Annotated in this window: 17 protein-coding genes; 2 read left to right on the forward strand and 15 right to left on the reverse strand. The window is 36.6% G+C overall.

The features are described from left to right. Positions 1-735: 735 nt before the first annotated feature. Positions 736-1,299 (forward strand): recombinase family protein, encoded by a 564-nt coding sequence (locus tag NCCP28_RS03500; protein ID WP_248559998.1) that lies wholly within the window; start codon positions 736-738, stop codon positions 1,297-1,299. Positions 1,300-1,638: 339 nt separating this feature from the next. Here NCCP28_RS03500 and NCCP28_RS03505 read toward each other — a convergent pair whose 3' ends face one another. From NCCP28_RS03505 to rpsU, 5 genes are all read right to left on the reverse strand, one after another. After that, complete coding sequence (locus NCCP28_RS03505; protein WP_248559999.1) at positions 1,639-2,079, reverse strand: hypothetical protein; 441 nt, start codon at positions 2,077-2,079, stop codon at positions 1,639-1,641. 174 nt (positions 2,080-2,253) lie between these two features. Continuing rightward, positions 2,254-3,249, reverse strand: coding sequence for a flotillin-like protein FloA (floA, locus tag NCCP28_RS03510; protein WP_248560000.1), 996 nt, complete (start codon positions 3,247-3,249; stop codon positions 2,254-2,256). Between the two features lie 14 nt (positions 3,250-3,263). Continuing rightward, a complete protein-coding gene (locus NCCP28_RS03515) occupies positions 3,264-4,586 on the reverse strand; it encodes an NfeD family protein (protein ID WP_309296611.1) in 1,323 nt (440 codons plus the stop codon). Between the two features lie 151 nt (positions 4,587-4,737). After that, the gene (locus NCCP28_RS03520; protein ID WP_248560001.1) at positions 4,738-5,181 is read right to left on the reverse strand and encodes a GatB/YqeY domain-containing protein; all 444 of its coding nucleotides are present in this window, start codon (positions 5,179-5,181) and stop codon (positions 4,738-4,740) included. A 15-nt stretch (positions 5,182-5,196) separates the two neighbouring features. Next, entirely contained in the window at positions 5,197-5,370 is a 174-nt protein-coding gene (rpsU, locus tag NCCP28_RS03525) for a 30S ribosomal protein S21 (RefSeq protein WP_003152957.1), read from the reverse strand. 324 nt (positions 5,371-5,694) lie between these two features. On the opposite strand from rpsU, the gene NCCP28_RS03530 reads away from it, so the two are divergent. After that, positions 5,695-6,612 (forward strand): Na/Pi symporter, encoded by a 918-nt coding sequence (locus tag NCCP28_RS03530; RefSeq protein ID WP_248560002.1) that lies wholly within the window; start codon positions 5,695-5,697, stop codon positions 6,610-6,612. 105 nt (positions 6,613-6,717) lie between these two features. Here NCCP28_RS03530 and NCCP28_RS03535 read toward each other — a convergent pair whose 3' ends face one another. The 10 genes from NCCP28_RS03535 to hemW all read right to left on the reverse strand — a co-directional run bounded on the left by NCCP28_RS03535 (position 6,718) and on the right by hemW (position 17,733). Then, positions 6,718-7,299: a PepSY domain-containing protein gene (locus NCCP28_RS03535; protein WP_248560003.1), complete on the reverse strand. Its 582-nt coding sequence runs from the start codon at positions 7,297-7,299 to the stop codon at positions 6,718-6,720. Between the two features lie 253 nt (positions 7,300-7,552). Then, positions 7,553-8,221 (reverse strand): deoxyribose-phosphate aldolase, encoded by a 669-nt coding sequence (gene deoC, locus NCCP28_RS03540; protein ID WP_248560004.1) that lies wholly within the window; start codon positions 8,219-8,221, stop codon positions 7,553-7,555. A gap of 134 nt (positions 8,222-8,355) precedes the next feature. Further along, a complete protein-coding gene (gene mtaB, locus NCCP28_RS03545; RefSeq protein WP_248560005.1) occupies positions 8,356-9,705 on the reverse strand; it encodes a tRNA (N(6)-L-threonylcarbamoyladenosine(37)-C(2))-methylthiotransferase MtaB in 1,350 nt (449 codons plus the stop codon). A gap of 6 nt (positions 9,706-9,711) precedes the next feature. Further along, positions 9,712-10,455 (reverse strand): 16S rRNA (uracil(1498)-N(3))-methyltransferase, encoded by a 744-nt coding sequence (locus tag NCCP28_RS03550; RefSeq protein WP_248560006.1) that lies wholly within the window; start codon positions 10,453-10,455, stop codon positions 9,712-9,714. A 101-nt stretch (positions 10,456-10,556) separates the two neighbouring features. Continuing rightward, entirely contained in the window at positions 10,557-11,498 is a 942-nt protein-coding gene (gene prmA, locus NCCP28_RS03555; RefSeq protein ID WP_248560288.1) for a 50S ribosomal protein L11 methyltransferase, read from the reverse strand. 20 nt (positions 11,499-11,518) lie between these two features. Beyond that, a complete protein-coding gene (gene dnaJ / locus NCCP28_RS03560; protein ID WP_248560007.1) occupies positions 11,519-12,649 on the reverse strand; it encodes a molecular chaperone DnaJ in 1,131 nt (376 codons plus the stop codon). A 164-nt stretch (positions 12,650-12,813) separates the two neighbouring features. Further along, positions 12,814-14,643 carry a molecular chaperone DnaK gene (gene dnaK, locus NCCP28_RS03565; protein WP_248560008.1) on the reverse strand — a complete coding sequence of 610 codons (1,830 nt, stop codon included), beginning with the start codon at positions 14,641-14,643 and terminating at the stop codon, positions 12,814-12,816. Positions 14,644-14,676: 33 nt separating this feature from the next. Continuing rightward, positions 14,677-15,258: a nucleotide exchange factor GrpE gene (gene grpE / locus NCCP28_RS03570; RefSeq protein ID WP_282579520.1), complete on the reverse strand. Its 582-nt coding sequence runs from the start codon at positions 15,256-15,258 to the stop codon at positions 14,677-14,679. Between the two features lie 126 nt (positions 15,259-15,384). Next, positions 15,385-16,413 (reverse strand): heat-inducible transcriptional repressor HrcA, encoded by a 1,029-nt coding sequence (gene hrcA, locus NCCP28_RS03575; protein WP_248560290.1) that lies wholly within the window; start codon positions 16,411-16,413, stop codon positions 15,385-15,387. Between the two features lie 168 nt (positions 16,414-16,581). Further along, complete coding sequence (gene hemW, locus NCCP28_RS03580) at positions 16,582-17,733, reverse strand: radical SAM family heme chaperone HemW (RefSeq protein WP_248560009.1); 1,152 nt, start codon at positions 17,731-17,733, stop codon at positions 16,582-16,584. Positions 17,734-17,826: the final 93 nt, after the last annotated feature.

The following is a 17,826-nucleotide window of genomic DNA, read 5'->3' on the forward strand; positions in this document are numbered from 1 at the left end:
TTCTGAGAGAATCAAGAGAACATTTTGCTTAACTTTACTAATGAGATTTTTGAAGCTCCTCAGGTTAAGCAAATTCACTAAAAAGGCAAGCACATTTCTATGCTCACTACAACAATGCGAATAGATGATACTTGCAGAATACTCAAAGCTTTAAGTTAAAGATGGGCTTTATGACTCTAAGTAAATTAGAATCCAATAAGCGGAAGCTGAATGAATGAATAACTAACACCCAAAAACGTTTAAAATGGCTTGTGTGGCGGTTTAAAGGGGGAGTACTTCTCATTATTCGTTGCTGCTTAGGATGCATCCAAGGACAGCGTTTAATCCTGCTATGGAGTTAATTCCTTGTTAGTATAATTCATTTGATACAGAGACCACCTCCATCAGCACACAAGCAGTTGATAATTGTTCGATACGAAGCCAATATAAGGCATAGTAAAGCTTGATAAAAGAGTAAATGTATCATTAAAACACTGATGCTATTCGAGGCGGGTCATTGAGATGGATTATGAAATCTAGTTGATATATCACTTCCCCTCCTTTTAACAAGCCATTATTGTAAACAAAGAACTCTTTTCCATTTATATAGACTGATAGCAGTGTATATATACATGCCTCACCGAAGTGCAAATACTTGAAAGTTATTGCACCTTTCTAACGCCCTTGCTATAATCAACTTTATAAGGTGCATTAACTTAGTGCAATAAATAGATGGTGAAAAGTGAGGATATAACAATGAGGTATGGGTATGCGAGAGTCTCAACAATAGCACAAGACTTAGAGGTTCAACTCCAAGCTTTGCAAGCGGAAGGATGCGAGGTCATATATCAAGAGAAGTTCACAGGTACTAAAACTGATAGACCCGAGTTTAACAAGTTACTTGAGGCATTACAAGAAGGCGACACATTAGTTATAACGAAGCTAGATAGATTTGCTAGGTCAGCAGTAGAAGGTATTCAAACAGTTAAGGCTCTATTTGCAAGAGGGGTGAAGGTTCATATTCTTAATATGGGACTTGTAGAAGATACAGCAACTGGCAGGCTGATTTTCAATATACTAAGTTCATTCGCAGAGTTTGAAAGAGATATGATTGTAGAACGAACTCAAGAGGGCAAAGCATTGGCTAAGCAACGTGACGATTTTAGAGAAGGCAGACCAAGAAAGCATTCCAAGCAACAAGTTCTACATGCTTTAGAATTGCTTAAGACTCATACATACAAAGAAGTTGAAGCAATGACAGGAATAAAGAAACGAACGCTGATTAACAGAAAAAATGAATTAGAAGCAAAACAAGTATAAGAGACTCTCAAAGGGTCTCTTTCTTTACGTTAAGGAGAGGGGGCATATTTCCACACTTTCACAGGGTTCATAGTAGATATATGGAATAGGCAGAGTCATCCACACATCATAGAAACTGAAGTTTTGCTAAATTAAATTTAAAAGTATGACCTACTCTCCCCCCTCCTACTGCTAACAGTGCAAATCTTATACAATCCCCTAATATAACTGATGTATCAATCATTTAAGCATATAAAAAAGAACCCCCTATAAAAATTCTCATATTTATGAGAAAAAAGAGGATTCTAGCACCTATTTTCTAGGAAAGTTTATCTTTTCTTGCAGTTTTCATTAAATTGTTTACCGAACAGAATTCCTTCTATATCCCTTCGCTAAACGCCTGCTGGGAGGCGGCGATAACACTTCTGAAAAAATAATGGCATCCACCACATTATTTTTCGTAAAAACGCCATTTGCTTGTTCCTGGGAAGGAAGTGAATCTTTTGCCATAACTTTTGTCTGATACTCTAGAATTTGAAGCTTTTTCTCTAGCATCTTTTTTTCTTGTTTTAATTTATCTAATTCTGTTTTCCCCTGTAATTTTATTGTTTCTGGTTCCCCTGCAGGAAGAGAAATTTTCTTTGATTCAGCTCTTCTTTTTTCCTCAGAAAAAGAAGAAGGGGTGTATTTTTTAGTTGGTATAGGTGTTGGCGTCGGTATTTTCTTTTTTTCTTTTCCACTTTTTTCAAACAAAGAAAACAATACTCCGATAACAATAGCAATAATTGAAATATACTCCAAGGAGATGCCTCCTTTCTTGTTTCTCATAACCCTAGCAGCTTAATTTTTTACGTATAAGCTTTATTGATTTTTTATTTTGTTAGCTTTCCTCCAAGTTCAAGAAAAAAACACGAACAAAAAAATCATTTTATCCAGACTATTATTTATTCTTGCGCCTATCTAAAGCTGTCTATTTTAGCTATTCTTATTATTGTCTTTATTTTCATTTGTTAACTTGCCGATAGAACCGCGCATTTCCGTATCTGCCGTTATATTTTGCAAATTCATATAGTCCATTACACCAATATTCCCTGAACGGAGTGCATCTGACATCGCCATCGGCACCTCTGCCTCTGCTTCTACCACTTTCGCACGCATTTCCTCAACTTTTGCCTTCATTTCCTGCTCTTGCGCTACAGCCATCGCTCTACGTTCTTCTGCCTTTGCCTGAGCTATTTTTTTATCTGCTTCTGCCTGTTCTGTCTGCAGTTCTGCTCCAATATTTTTGCCGATATCCACATCAGCAATGTCAATCGATAGAATTTCAAACGCAGTTCCTGCATCTAGCCCTTTTGACAATACCGTTTGTGAAATCATATCAGGATTTTCTAATACTTTTTTATGATTAGAAGATGAACCGATTGTAGAAACAATCCCTTCACCAACACGGGCAACAACTGTTTCTTCTCCAGCTCCCCCGACAAGTCTTTCGATATTTGCACGAACGGTAATTCTCGCTTTTGCTTTTACTTCGATTCCATCCATTGCCACACCTGCGATAAATGGCGTTTCAATAACTTTTGGATTTACGCTCATTTGAACTGCTTCTAATACATCGCGGCCAGCTAAATCAATCGCCGCACATCTTTCAAACGACAACTCTATATTCGCTCGATGTGCTGCAATCAATGCGTTTACCACTCTATCTACATTTCCTCCTGCTAAATAATGGCTTTCAAGCTGGTTAATCGTTGCATTCAGCCCCGCTTTATGTGCCTTGATCAGCGGATTTACAACACGACTTGGTATTACCCTTCTTAATCTCATCCCAACTAATGTAAAGATGCTGATCTTTACACCTGCTGCAAGAGCAGAAATCCATAGCATAATTGGCACAAAGGTTAGAAAAACCCCTATTAATATAACAGCTAAAACAATAATAATAATTGTAAAAATATCTATTCCTAACATACTTTTCCTCCCTCTTATTGCTCATCCTCTTTTAGGCTGCGCACTACAATTTTTGATCCTTCTGCTTTTATTATTTTTACTTTTTTATCTTTTTCAATAAAATTCCCTTCACTCACCACATCTATCCGCTCACCCTCAAGCTCAACAGTTCCAGCAGGGCGCAGAGCTGTTATTGTGATTCCAACTTTTCCAACTAAATCAATTCTCGTTTTATTAGAAACATAGCCGCTTTCTGTACTTGTTGAATCGGTTAGTATCATTTTTTTAAAGAACTTCATTTTTCTGCCCAACACCTTTACCATAATAATAGCTGCAAGAATGGATGTAACTATTGCAATCAATATGCTTATCCCCATATGAACAACATTACTGCTTGCGAGGAACAAACTAGCGATGATGGCAATACTGCCTAAAATACCGGCAAGTCCTCCTGCTATAAAAAACTCCAGTATAATTAAACCTAACCCAATGACAAATAAAATAATGGATTCATATCCAGTCAATCCAGAGACTAGATGTCCATAAAAAAATAATAGCAAAGAGCTAATCCCAGCAAACCCTGCAAGCCCTAATCCAGGTGAATATAATTCAACAATTAAGCCTATGCTACCGATGGACAACAACAATGGAACAACATAAGGATTTGTTACAAATCGAGCTACTTTATCGGCAAAACCTTCTTTTACTTCTTTTATTTCGGCATTTTCTAAATTCAGTTTTTCTAGCACTTCCTGAAAATTATGCACCGTTCCTTCTGAGTATCCAACTTCGAGACTTTGTGTAGAGGTTAATGTAAGAAATTTCCCCGCCGGAGCCCCGAGTTTCGGTAAAGAAATGGATTTATCCGCCATCGCCATCGCATAAATAGGATCTCTGCCGTGTTTTTCAGCCGCTCCTCTCATAGCTGAAATCCAATAAGATTGAGCTTTTTCATCTGCAGCGTTACCTGCACCATCAATCACTCCCGCCGCTCCCATTCTGCTTCCTTCCTGCATATATATTTCATCTGTATTTAATGCGATAAAGGAACCTGCCGAAATGGCATCTTGATTAATATAACTCACTGTTTTAACAGATGATTCCGAAATTCTTTTTCCAATCTTTGCTGCTGCGTCTACAGCTCCACCAGGTGTATCAATTTCAAATATAATAGCTGCTGCACGATCTTTTTCTGCTGTTGAAATGGCTCGATCCAGAAATTCATTTAATCCCTTTTCAACCGTATCTTTTATTGGAACAACATATACAATCTGCTCTTTTGCAGCAGTTAATCCAGGAATGATAGAAAAAAGAAAACCTAAAAATAAACAAACAAACCAAAATGTTTTCCGGATCAATATTTCCCTCCTTTCTTTTTTAGCTATTTATATGTATATTTACGATAAAAAAATGAAAAGGTTTCATTTTTTTATATTCTTTCTATTTCTCTATGTTTATTTCATGTAAAAAGGCTACAGTAAAAACTGTAGCCTTTAAAACAGTATTAATTTATGAAAGGTGTTGTTGTACAAGTTTATTTACTAGTGAACCATCTGCTTTACCTTTAACCTTTGGCATTAAAGCAGCCATCACTTTTCCCATATCCTTCTTAGAAGATGCGCCAGTTTCAGCAATTGCTTCACTTACTATTGCCGCTAACTCTTCTTCAGAAAGCTGTTTAGGCATATATATTTCAACATGCTTTAACTCCGCACGTACTTTGTCAACAAGATCATTTCGACTTGCTTTTTCAAACTCATGGAGGGAGTCCTTGCGTTGTTTTACTTCGCGAGAAAGGACAGATAACTCTGCTTCTTCAGAAAGTTCACCGCCAAGTTTAATGCTCTCATTTTGCAAGGCAGCTTTTAACATTCTAATAACAGTCAGTTTATCTTTTTCTTTGTTTTTCATCGCTTGCTTCATATCGGTATTTAAACGTTCGAGAAGACTCAATTAATACACCCTCTCTTAGAACTTACGTTTTCTTGCTGCTTCTGATTTTTTCTTACGTTTAACACTAGGTTTTTCGTAGAATTCGCGCTTTCTAGCTTCCTGCAAAGTACCAGTTTTTGATACTGAACGTTTGAAGCGACGAAGAGCATCTTCAAGCGATTCGTTTTTACGAACGACGGTTTTAGACATTCTCTTTCCCTCCCTCCGAACACAACACACTAACATCAACATGTTTTCCATGTACCTTGACATTATAATATAAACAACGATACAAGGTCAACTGTATTTAGCACAGTACTTGTATTACTTTTAAAAAAATTTTTAAAAAATGGCAAAGAAATGTGTAAAATAACTATTTCCTTCCTAAATTATATTTTTCCATATCTAAAAAAAGCTAAACATTTAAATATATATTTATGCAATTTTTCTTTTATTTCCTCTAAATTCCTTCCTTGTTTTTAAACATGTCCTATACATAATCTGCATATAGTTCTTATGAAGGAGTGGGTACAAATGATTTATATCGGATTATTTATTGTCTTTATCATTCTTTTTATTTTTGGCATGACCATCCTCAGGACAGGCCTTTTTAATTTATCTTCCTATAATTTAAAAGTTTGGCTGGAGAAATTAACAGACAAACCATGGAAAGGATTTATTATCTCTATTATTATTACAGCATTGCTTCAAAGCAGTTCAGCAGTAATGGTGCTTACGATTGGTCTTATTGCTGCACGGGCATTAACTTTTCCTCAATCAATCGGAATTATTTTAGGTACAAATATCGGCACGACTTTTACGACTGAATTTATTACTTTTAATATAGACCATATTCTTTTGCCTCTTGCAATAACAGGTGTTTTTTTTATTCTGATGCCTAATAAAAAATGGCGCAGCCTTGGATTTATTTTATTTGGAATTGCTACTGTCTTCACTGCAATGAGAGGTTTTAAATACTTTGCCAGCATTCTGCAGGAAAATCCTGAAATCAAACATTTTTTATTATATATGGCAGACCATACTTTTTTTGCATTATTAGCTGGTATTCTCCTTACTGCGCTTATCCAATCCAGCACCGCAACAATTGGGATTATTATGGGGTTTTTATCGGCAGGAATGCTCCCTGTTGAAACTGCTATTGCTGTTATGCTAGGTTCTAATATCGGGACATGCATTACTTCTTATTTAGCCTCAATCGGAGGAGAAAAAGAAGCCAAATTATGCGCCTATGCACATATTTGGCTAAATATCGGCGGAGTGATTCTTTTTTATCCATTGATTGATGAATTAAAGCTATTTGTCTCAGCTATGACAGCAGATAAAGATGTGCAGCTCGCTCATGCAAGTCTTATCTTTAATGTATTATCATCCTTTCTTGTACTGCCATTTGCGGAAAAATTCGGACATCTTATTATGAAAATTCATAAATGACCTTTTTTCGCTCGAGCCCTCCTAAATAGCCATTAGCTTTATAAAAAAACTGCAGACAGTCTTTCTCAGACGTCTGCAGTTTTTCGCTAAAAACTTTCTGGGAGTTTAGTCATCTTGTTTTTGTTCTAAAATTTTGCCAGTTTGTGCATCAACGCTGACTTCATATTCTTTCATCTGTTCTTCTACCGATACATCAAAATAAGTAGCGGTTGACGCTTTCTCTAAGCTCCATTGTGTAATGGCGCCTTTTTGTGCATCATTTACAATAGCAAGTAATTTTTCTTGTGTAATTAAATTGTCCAAATTTAGTGCTTCTTTTTCTTTTTTAACTCCATTTGCATCGTCTGCATCTAACTTCTCTTCTTCTTTTACATTCAAGTCTCCATTATCCCCGTCTATTTCTACTTCATATTGATTTTGTTCATCCACTCCCTCTACTTCATAATGCCATTTTCCAAAGTCGTTATCTAATGACATTTCAGTAATAGCAGCATCTGGATATTTATCTTGAAATGTTTTCACTGCATCTTCTATATTGACCTTTAAATTTGCTTTAGCTAATGACTCGCTTTCATTATTAGTAGTTGCATTATTTGCTGATTCTTGATTAGTATCATTTTGACTGCAAGCGGCTAATCCTAAAGCGAGTGCCGTAATAATTGAAAAATTCATCCATATTTTTTTCATCTTATGCTCTCCTTTATCCTGTATTAATGGGAAGTAAAATCCTTACCTCAGGAAACGAGGAATCTAGGTAAGGGGAAATTGCCCGTATAAATCCAATTGGCGTTCAACTGATAATCAGCAGGGGATGGAGAAACCCCCGCTGATTGAAGTTGCACTTTATCTTTTTAACTGTTAAAAATTATACCCCTCGTCCATCTTTTTAAAACAAAATTAATCAAGATAAAAGAAAAAAGCCCTAATTTCAGGGCTTTTTTTAGTAATCTGACGTGCTTGTTAAACCATTAACAATGGCAACGCCTGAGCTTGCTCCGATTCTTGTCGCTCCAGCTTCTACCAATTTTTGTGTGTCCTCACTGCTTCTTACTCCACCTGAAGCTTTTACGCCAATATCTGGGCCAACTGTTTTTCTCATTAATTGAATATCTGGAGCAGTTGCTCCGCCAGTTGAAAATCCCGTAGATGTTTTAACAAAGTCAGCTCCTGCTTCTACAGCTAAACGACATGCCGTTTCTTTTTCTTCATCTGTTAAAAGGCTTGTTTCAATAATAACTTTTGTTAAAGCTTTATTTCCTGCTGCATCTGCCACTGCTTTAATATCCCCTTTTACTAACTCCAAGTTGCCATCTTTTAATGCACCAATGTTAATGACCATGTCTACTTCCGTTGCGCCATTTTCAATTGCATCTTTTGTTTCAAACGCTTTTGTGGCACTTGTGGTTGCACCTAAAGGAAATCCGATTACGGTACAAACTTTTACTGTTGTGCCTGCCAATAATCCACTTGCTGTTTTTACCCATATTGGATTTACACATACAGATGCAAATGAATATTCTTTTGCTTCTTCACATAATGAAATAATTTGTTGTTTTATTGCTTCTGGTTTTAATAATGTATGATCAATCATTCCAGCAATTTTATTCATTTTCTTATTCTCCTTTAACCAATATGTACCACCCTATATTCACAGGCTATTTTAATCATAAAAAAGCCCCCTGCAACCTTTCACCTATTATATTACAATAATAGTATAAGAATAAGATAACAGGGTGCTTCTATTTAGCCTATTGCTTGTTTCTGCTCAACTGTATCCATAACACGAACAAACTGTCCTTCATTTACAGGATAACCAGCTTTTGTAATTTTCACTTTTACAATTTGGCCAACCATTTCTTCTGTTGCTGGAAAAACAACTTTAAGATAGTTATCTGTATATCCAACATATAGTTCGCCATTTCCATTGTCTTTATATACTTCTTCCGGAATCACTTCCACTACTTCTCCTTCATAGTTGGAAGCATATTCTTTTGCTAATTGATCAGATAATGCAATTAAACGATGTACTCGTTCATTTTTAATTTCCTCATCAATTTGATCTTCCATGCGGGCTGCAGGAGTTCCGGTACGTTTTGAATACGGGAATACATGCAGTTCTGAAAATTTATGTTCTTTGATAAAATTATAAGTTTCCATAAATTCTTCTTCTGTTTCTCCTGGGAAACCAACAATTACATCTGATGTGATGGCAAGTCCAGGCAATGCTTTTTTTAAGCGTGTAATCCGCTCTGCGAAAAATTCCATGGTATATTTCCTTCTCATCCGCTTTAACACAGTATTAGAGCCTGATTGAATAGGAATATGAAGATGATTTACAACAATATTGGACTGATCCAATACTGCAATTACCTCATCCGTAATCTGACTTGCTTCAATAGAAGAAATTCGGAGACGCTTTACTCCTTTTACCTTTGCTTCTAATTCACGAAGAAGAGCAGCCAAGTTATAATCCTTCATATCTTCCCCGTAGCCGCCAGTGTGAATTCCGGTTAAAACAATTTCTTTGTAGCCAGCATCCACTAATTGCTGCGCTTGTCTGATTACTTCTTTTGGATCTCGAGAACGCATTAAACCTCTTGCCCATGGAATAATACAAAATGTGCAGAAATTATTGCACCCTTCTTGAATCTTTAAAGAGGCTCTTGTTCGATCAGTAAATGCAGGAACATCTAATTCTTCGTATACACGATTTTTCATGATATTTCCCACTGCATTTATCGGCTGTCTTTCTTCTTTATACTGCTTTATATATTCAAGCATTTTTATACGGTCTTGTGTGCCGACAACAATATCTACCCCAGGAATAGCCATAATTTCTGCTGGTGATGTTTGTGCATAACATCCCGTTACACAAATTACCGCATTAGGGTTTTTGCGGACAGCACGTCGAATTACTTGACGGCTTTTTTTATCACCTGTATTAGTTACTGTACATGTATTGATAACATATACATCTGACATATTTTCATACTCTACCCGTTCATACCCTTGTTCTTTAAAAAGCTGCCATATAGCTTCTGTTTCATAATGATTTACTTTACAGCCTAATGTGTGAAATGCAACTGTTGGCATTTTTCGTCACCTCAATAATTCATAATGGTAGGAAACAGCAGATAATAAATAAAGGGGTGCTGTTTCCGTTCTTAAAATTCTTGGCCCCAACCCGCATGTTTGAAAACCATTTTCTTTTAATGCTGTTACTTCCTCTTCCGCTAAACCGCCTTCTGGGCCAAACACAACTAATATCGATTTGCCGCACTCAAGCTTTTTTAAGTTTTCTGCTAAAATTGAACTTTCGCCTGCTTTAGCTTCTTCTTCATAAGCAATTAGTTTAAGGTCATAGTCATTTCCAAGCTCTAGTAATCCTTTGAGTTTTACTGGAGACATTACTTTAGGCGTTCTATTCCGATGGGATTGTTCTGCTGCTTCCTTGGCAATTTTATTCCATCGGACAAGTTTTTTATCAGACTTTTTCTCATCCCATTTAACAACGGAGCGAGCTGCAATAAAAGGGATAAACTTAGATGCTCCTAGTTCTGTACCTTTTTGTATAATCCATTCCAGCTTATCCCCTTTCGGCAGTCCGCTCACAATCGAAATAGAAACCGGAAGTTCTCTCTTTTCTTCTATCCATTGTACCACTTTAGCAATAACTTGGTTTTCGGTAATTTTTTCTATAGAACAGCGAGCAGCTTGCTCTTGATGATTTACACAATACAGTTCATCACCAAGCTTCATGCGCATAACTCTTGTTATATGATGAAAATCTTCCTCTTCAATAAAAAAAATATCTTCTACATTTTCTGCAAAATACCTCTGCAATAAAAAAACCTGCCTTCATTTTAACATATGCTTCAAGTTCTAATAATTAGCAGAGGAGTTTTGTCCGTCTAAAATAGACAACCAAAACTCCTGCACATTTATTAATGAATTTTTTTAGCGGTAATGCTTACCCAGTCTTCCATTTGGACAGTTTCCACAATTTCTAGGCCAGATGCTACTATTGCATCTTTTACTTCTTCTTTTCTCTGGGAAATAATGCCAGAAGCAATAAAATAACCGTCTTTATTTAATAAGCGATGCACATCATCTGTAAACCGAACAATAATTTCAGCCAAAATATTTGCGACAATTACATCTGCCTGTTCTTTAATGCCATTTAAAAGATTATTTTGCTTAACTGATGCCACTTCCTGCACTTTATTTAATTCTAGATTTAGTTTTGCTGAATTTACTGCTACTTCATCTAAATCAAGTGCCAACACAGATTTTGCTTTAAGCATTGCTGCAGCGATGCTTAAAACGCCTGAACCTGTGCCAACATCAATCACTGCATCGCCTTTTTCTACTATTCTTTCCAAAGCTTGAATACATAATACTGTTGTAGGATGTGTTCCTGTGCCAAAAGCCATTCCAGGATCTAGTTCAATGATTAATTCATCGCTGTTAACAGGCTTATAATCTTCCCATGTTGGCACAATCGTAAATTTTTCAGAGATTTTAACAGGGTGATAATATTTTTTCCAAGCAGTAGCCCATTCTTCCTCATTTACTTCCATAATAGAAACTTTATTTAATCCAATATCAATATTAAATAATACAAGATTATTGATTGCTTCTTTAATTTCCTCGACCGTTTCTCCAAGAAAACTATTAATAGGCAAATAAGCTTTTACTATGACGCCTTCTTCAGGATAATCATCAGGATTTAATTGGTAGATTTCGCCGAAACGGTCTTCTCTTTCTTTACTTAATTCAAAAGGATCTTCAATAACTACTCCGCTTGCTCCTGCTTCATGCAAAATATTAGAAATAGGTTCAATAGCTTCATTTGTTGTATGAATACTGATTTCTGACCATTTCATATCTACCAACTCCATCTTCATTATTCACCTTTAAAGGCTCTTTTTACTTTTGAGAAAAATCCTTCTTCTTCTTCTCCTCTTGGAGAATCTCCAGTTACTTCTGCAAATTCTTGCAATACTTGTTTCTGTTTATCTGTTAATTTCGTTGGAGTAATTAAGCGCACAATCACATGCTGATCTCCAACGCCATATCCCCGTACATTCGGTATTCCTTTGCCCCTCAGGCGGAATTTTGTTCCCGTTTGTGTTCCAGCTGGCACTTTCAGCTTAATCTTGCCGTGAAGAGTCGGAACCTCTACTTCGTCTCCAAGTGCTGCTTGAACAAATGTAATCGGCATTTCGCAATAAACATCTTCTCCATCACGTTCGAAAAATTCATGTGCTCGAACATGGAATACAACATATAAATCCCCGGCTGGTCCCCCATTTACGCCTGGCTCCCCTTGGCCGCTTACACGCAATTGTTGGCCATCATCGATACCAGCTGGAATCTTAACAGAAATTTTGCGGCGTTTTTTCACTTTGCCTGTACCGCCGCATGTTGAACATTTATGCTTAATTTCCTTGCCTGTACCGCTGCAATGGTTACATGTTCTTCTATTCACAATGCGGCCAAATGGTGTGTTTTGTTCCACGTTGATTTGACCAGTTCCACTACAATGCTTACAAGTGACAGGTTTTGTTCCTGGCTTTGCACCAGAGCCGCTGCAGGTTTCACAAGTTTCTTCCCTTGGTATTTCAATTTCTGTTTCTTTGCCAAATGCAGCTTCTTCAAAAGAAAGAGTCATGGTATATTGGAGATCCGCTCCCTGTCTTGGTGCATTCGGATCACGTCTTCTGCCGCCTCCGCCACCGCCAAAAAAGCTGTTGAAGATATCTTCAAAACCGCCAAAGCCGCCAAAGTCTCCTGCTCCTCCTCCAAACCCTTGATTCGGATCTGTATGGCCAAATTGGTCATAATGAGCACGTTTTTGATCATCACTTAACACTTCATACGCTTCTTTTACTTCTTTGAATTTTTCATCTGCATCTGCTTCTTTATTAATATCTGGATGGTACTTTTTTGAAAGCTTTCGATATGCCTTTTTGATTTCATCCTTAGAGGCCGAGTTACTTACTCCAAGGACCTCATAGTAATCTCGTTTGTTCATGATTACCACTCCCCGATTCTTTTCACATAGATGCTATTGTATCATTTCGCTATACTAAAGTACAATAGTTTACGCATTTTTTATCAAACTTCTCTTACAGTGCAGCAAGAGAAAAAGCCAAAGCCAAGAATAACCTGACTTTGACTTTTTAGACTCTCTTATACTTATTTATCGTCTTTTACTTCTTCGAATTCTGCATCTACCACATTGTCATCTTTGCCAGTAGATTGGCCTTCTGCCCCTTGTGCAGCTTGTGCTTGTTTTGCAGCTTCTTCGTAAAGTTTCATGGAAAGATTTTGCACGATTTCTTGCAATGCATCTTTTGCAGTACGAATTTCTTCTAATTCATTTTTCTCAATCGCTGCTTTTAATGCCTCTTTTGCTTCGTTTGCTTTTGCAACTTCACTTTCATCTACTTTGCCTTCCAAATCTTTTAACGTTTTTTCCGTAGTGAAAACTAATTGATCTGCTTCATTGCGAAGTTCTACTTCTTCTTTACGCAATTTATCTGCTTCTGCATTTTCTTCTGCTTCTCTTACCATTTTATCGATTTCTTCATCAGATAATCCAGTAGAAGATTTAATTGTAATAGTTTGTTCTTTGTTTGTGCCAAGATCTTTAGCACGAACATTTACGATACCATTTTTATCAATATCAAATGATACTTCAATTTGCGGGATTCCGCGTGGTGCTGGCGGAATGTCTGCTAATTGGAATCTGCCTAATGTTTTGTTGTCTGCTGCCATCGGGCGTTCCCCTTGAAGCACATGGATATCAACAGCTGTTTGGCTATCTGCAGCAGTTGAGAATACTTGTGATTTCGATGTTGGGATTGTTGTATTACGGTCAATTAATTTTGTAAATACTCCACCCATTGTTTCAATACCTAAAGAAAGTGGTGTTACGTCAAGCAATACAACGTCTTTTACATCACCAGTGATAACTCCACCTTGAATCGCAGCACCCATTGCCACCACTTCATCTGGGTTTACACCTCTATGAGGCTCTTTGCCGATTTCTTTTTTGATCGCTTCTTGTACCGCAGGGATCCGAGTAGATCCACCAACTAAGATAACTTTATCAATTTCAGAAGTGCTTAAGCCCGCATCTTTTAATGCTTGACGAGTAGGACCCATAGTGCGCTCTACTAAGTCAGCTGAAATTTCTTCGAATTTTGCTCTTGAAAGAGTTACTTCCAAATGAAGCGGTCCAGCTTCTCCAGCAGTGATAAATGGTAAAGAAATTTGTGTAGATGCAACACCTGATAAATCTTTTTTCGCTTTTTCAGCTGCATCTTTTAAGCGTTGAAGCGCCATTTTATCTTTGCTTAAGTCAATGCCATTTTCTTTTTTAAATTGATCTACTAAATAGTCGATGATTACTTGGTCAAAGTCATCTCCGCCAAGACGATTGTCGCCAGCAGTAGATTTAACTTCGAATACTCCATCGCCAAGTTCTAGAATAGAAACGTCAAATGTACCGCCGCCAAGGTCATAAACAAGAATTGTTTGATCTTCATCTGTTTTATCAAGACCATATGCAAGTGCTGCAGCTGTAGGTTCATTAATAATACGCTCTACTTCTAAACCAGCAATTTTACCAGCATCTTTAGTCGCTTGGCGCTCTGCATCATTAAAGTAAGCAGGAACTGTGATAACTGCTTTTGTTACTTTTTCTCCTAAGTATTCTTCTGCATAACCTTTTAAGTACTGAAGAATAATAGCTGAAATCTCTTGTGGAGAATAGTTTTTGCCTTCCACTTCTACTTTGTAGTCTGTTCCCATATGACGTTTGATAGACATAATCGTATTTGGATTTGTAATAGATTGGCGCTTCGCCACTTCCCCTACTTGTCTTTCTCCATTTTTAAATGCTACAACAGATGGAGCAGTGCGGTTTCCTTCTGGATTTGGAATAACTTTTGGTTCTCCACCTTCTAGTACAGCAACACATGAGTTTGTTGTACCTAAATCGATCCCAATAATTTTGCTCATGGAATATCCCTCCAATTTTTTTATGTAGTGCTTTTATTGACTTACTTTTACCATTGCTGGTCGAATTACTCTATCTTTTAGCTTATACCCTTTTTGAAACTCTTCTATTACAGTATTAGGTTCTGTTCCTTCTACTTCTACTTGCATTACTGCTTGATGAAGATGTGGATCAAACTCTGAACCAACGGACTCAATCGCTTCTACGCCTTCTTTTTTAAGAGCTTCCAATAAACCGCGGTACACCATTTCCATCCCAGTATATAAACTTTGGGCCTGTTCTTGGGTTGCTTCCATTTTCAATGCTCTTTCGAAATTATCGATCGCTGGCAGTAAATCCATAACTAAACTTTGAGCTCTATATGTTTGCGCCGCTTCTAAATCCAGTCTTGCTCTGCGACGGGAATTATCAAAATCAGCTTGAAGACGAAGATATCTATTTGCTTCGTTTTCTAATTTAGCTTCTAAGTCAGCGATTTTTACTTCTGCTGCTTTTAAGTTTTCTTCGCCAGAGGATTCTGCTTGCACTTCTTCAAACACTTCTTCTACTACTTCTTCCTGCAGGTCACTAGCATTTTGTTCTAATTCTTCATTCTGTGTTGTTTTTTCTTCTCCCAAAATGTTCACCTCCCTTAAATGCAACGCTTATTAATACTGTCTCCCTTCTTGCTTCTTTGCAAAAAATTCACAAAAGGGAGACTTCAAAAAAATCATAAGAACAGCTTTATTATTTTAAAGCATGTTTTATTTTTGATACAGCTTTGTCAAAACTTTTGTTAAGTCCTGCGATAAAAATTGCAAAAGACTGATCACACGGGAATACTCCATTCTGGTCGGCCCTAAAATAGCGATAGATCCTAATTGCTCATTGCCGATGCTATAAGACGCAGAAATGACACTGCAATTATCCATGGCACTATTTTTATTCTCTGTGCCAATTTTAATGCTGATTTCTGCTGAAGTATTGCGAATCAGATCATGGATTCCCTCTTCTGTATCTATCATGTTAAGAAGGTTTCTGATTTTTTCAATATCATGAAACTCTGGCTGACTCAGAATATTTGTTTTGCCGCCAAAAAATAATTTTTCATGGCTGTCAATTTTCACTGTCTCTGACAAGGATTTGATAAAGTAATCATAGTGGCTAATATGCTGCCTTAATATTGATGCCACTTCTTTATATATTTTATTATGCAATTTATCAAGAGAAACTCCTAGCAGCCTTGCATTTAATATATTAACCACTTTTTCTATTTCGCTTGCATCAACAGATTCAGGCAATTGAAACATTCTATTTTCGACATGGCCAGTATCTGTAACAATAATAGCGGTCGCAGTATGTTTGTTTAAAGGAACAATCTGAATTCTTCTCAGCTTATTTTCTTTTACAGCTGGCCCCAGAACTATAGTAGTATAGTTGGTTAAATCCGACAATATTTTTGCTGATCTTTGCACAATTTTTTCTAATTCATATATTTTTTCGGCAAAAACCGAATTAATCTTTATTATATCTGTCTTATTAAGCTTTTGTGGCGACAATAAATGATCCACATAAAAACGATATCCCTTTTCCGATGGAACCCTACCCGAAGAAGAGTGTGTTTTTTCTAAATATCCCGACTCTTCCAGATCAGCCATTTCATTGCGGATAGTCGCCGAACTGAAAGTTATTTCTTCTTTCTTCGACAAACTTCTTGAGCCAACAGGTTGTGCGGTCGATATAAAATCATCAATAATCACTTGTAAAATTAATAATTGACGATGTGTTAGCACATTCATCACCTCTGTTAGCACTCTCTCTTAACGAGTGCTAAATCTATTTATAAATTATCAAATATACAGGGACTATGTCAATAATTTGCTTCTTTTTCTAACAGAAAAATTATAAACTTATTATTTTTCGGCGCAAAACTTTACCCTTTCATAGACGTTTTGCCATCTTCACTTTCCTTCAGAGAGCGTCCCGATAAAAGATTGAAATACTTCATTCCCTAAAAAGCGCCCTTTGTCTGTTAATTGCAAGAAACGATCATTTATGACAATTAACTCTCTTTTCATCAATTCTTCTATTTCAGCATGAAAAAGTTCAAGAACTTCTTGATTATATTTTTGTCCAAATAATGTCAGGTTTACCCCTGCATTTTTCCGCAAGCCCAAAAATAATTCTTCTTCCATCATTTCCACTTTTGTCACAGGATGTTCTTCGATAACAGGAAGCCTTTTTTGTGCAAGAGGCTCCATATATTTTTTTAAAGGTCCAAAATTAGAAACCCTTTTCCCTGATACATATCCATGTGCGCCTGCTCCAAAACCAAAATACTCTTTATTATTCCAATAGGTTAGATTATGTTTACTTTCGAAGCCCGGTTTAGCAAAGTTGCTGATTTCATATTGCTTATAGCCATTTTTGGCCATTTCTTCCATCAGCAATGCATACATTGCTGCTTCTGCATCTTCCCCTGGTACAGGAAGTTTGCCTTTTCTTCTTAAATTATAAAAAACAGTTTTAGGTTCGATAATCAAGGAATATCCAGAAAAATGCTCAATATCTAAGGTGAATGCCGTTGTTAATGTGTCTTTAAAATTTTCTATCGTTTGACCTGGCAAACTATAGATTAAATCAACGCTGATATTTGTAAAGCCAACTTTTTTTGCATCTTCAATAGAACGGAAAACATCCTCTGCTTTATGCGTTCTGCCAATTTTCTCTAAAAGTTCATTATGAAAAGATTGAACGCCAAAGCTCAAACGATTTACGCCACCATTGTACAGAGTCTGTAATTTTTCTGCTGTTATTTCTCCAGGATTTGCTTCAAATGTATATTCTACTTCTTCTTCCATCGCTAAATGCTTTTTTATCATGGCGCATAATCGCTCTAACTGGGAAACGGATAGTGCTGTAGGCGTTCCCCCGCCGACAAAAATAGTGGAAAGGGGCATGTTTCCATATTGTTCCACCGTTAATTTCATCTCTTGTTCTAATGCATCTAAATATTGATCCACAGGCTGTCCCTTTAGAAACACTTTGTTAAAATCACAATAGTGGCAAATATGTTCACAAAAAGGAATATGGATATACGCGGCTTTTATCAATTCTTCACAACCTTTTTTGCTTTATTGACTAACTTTATTATATTTTTATTAGCTATTTTTATTGTCTCATCAAAAAATAGATAAACAAATAAG

It is taken from the genome of Niallia sp. NCCP-28 (assembly GCF_023168165.1).
GTDB lineage: Bacteria > Bacillota > Bacilli > Bacillales > Cytobacillaceae > Niallia.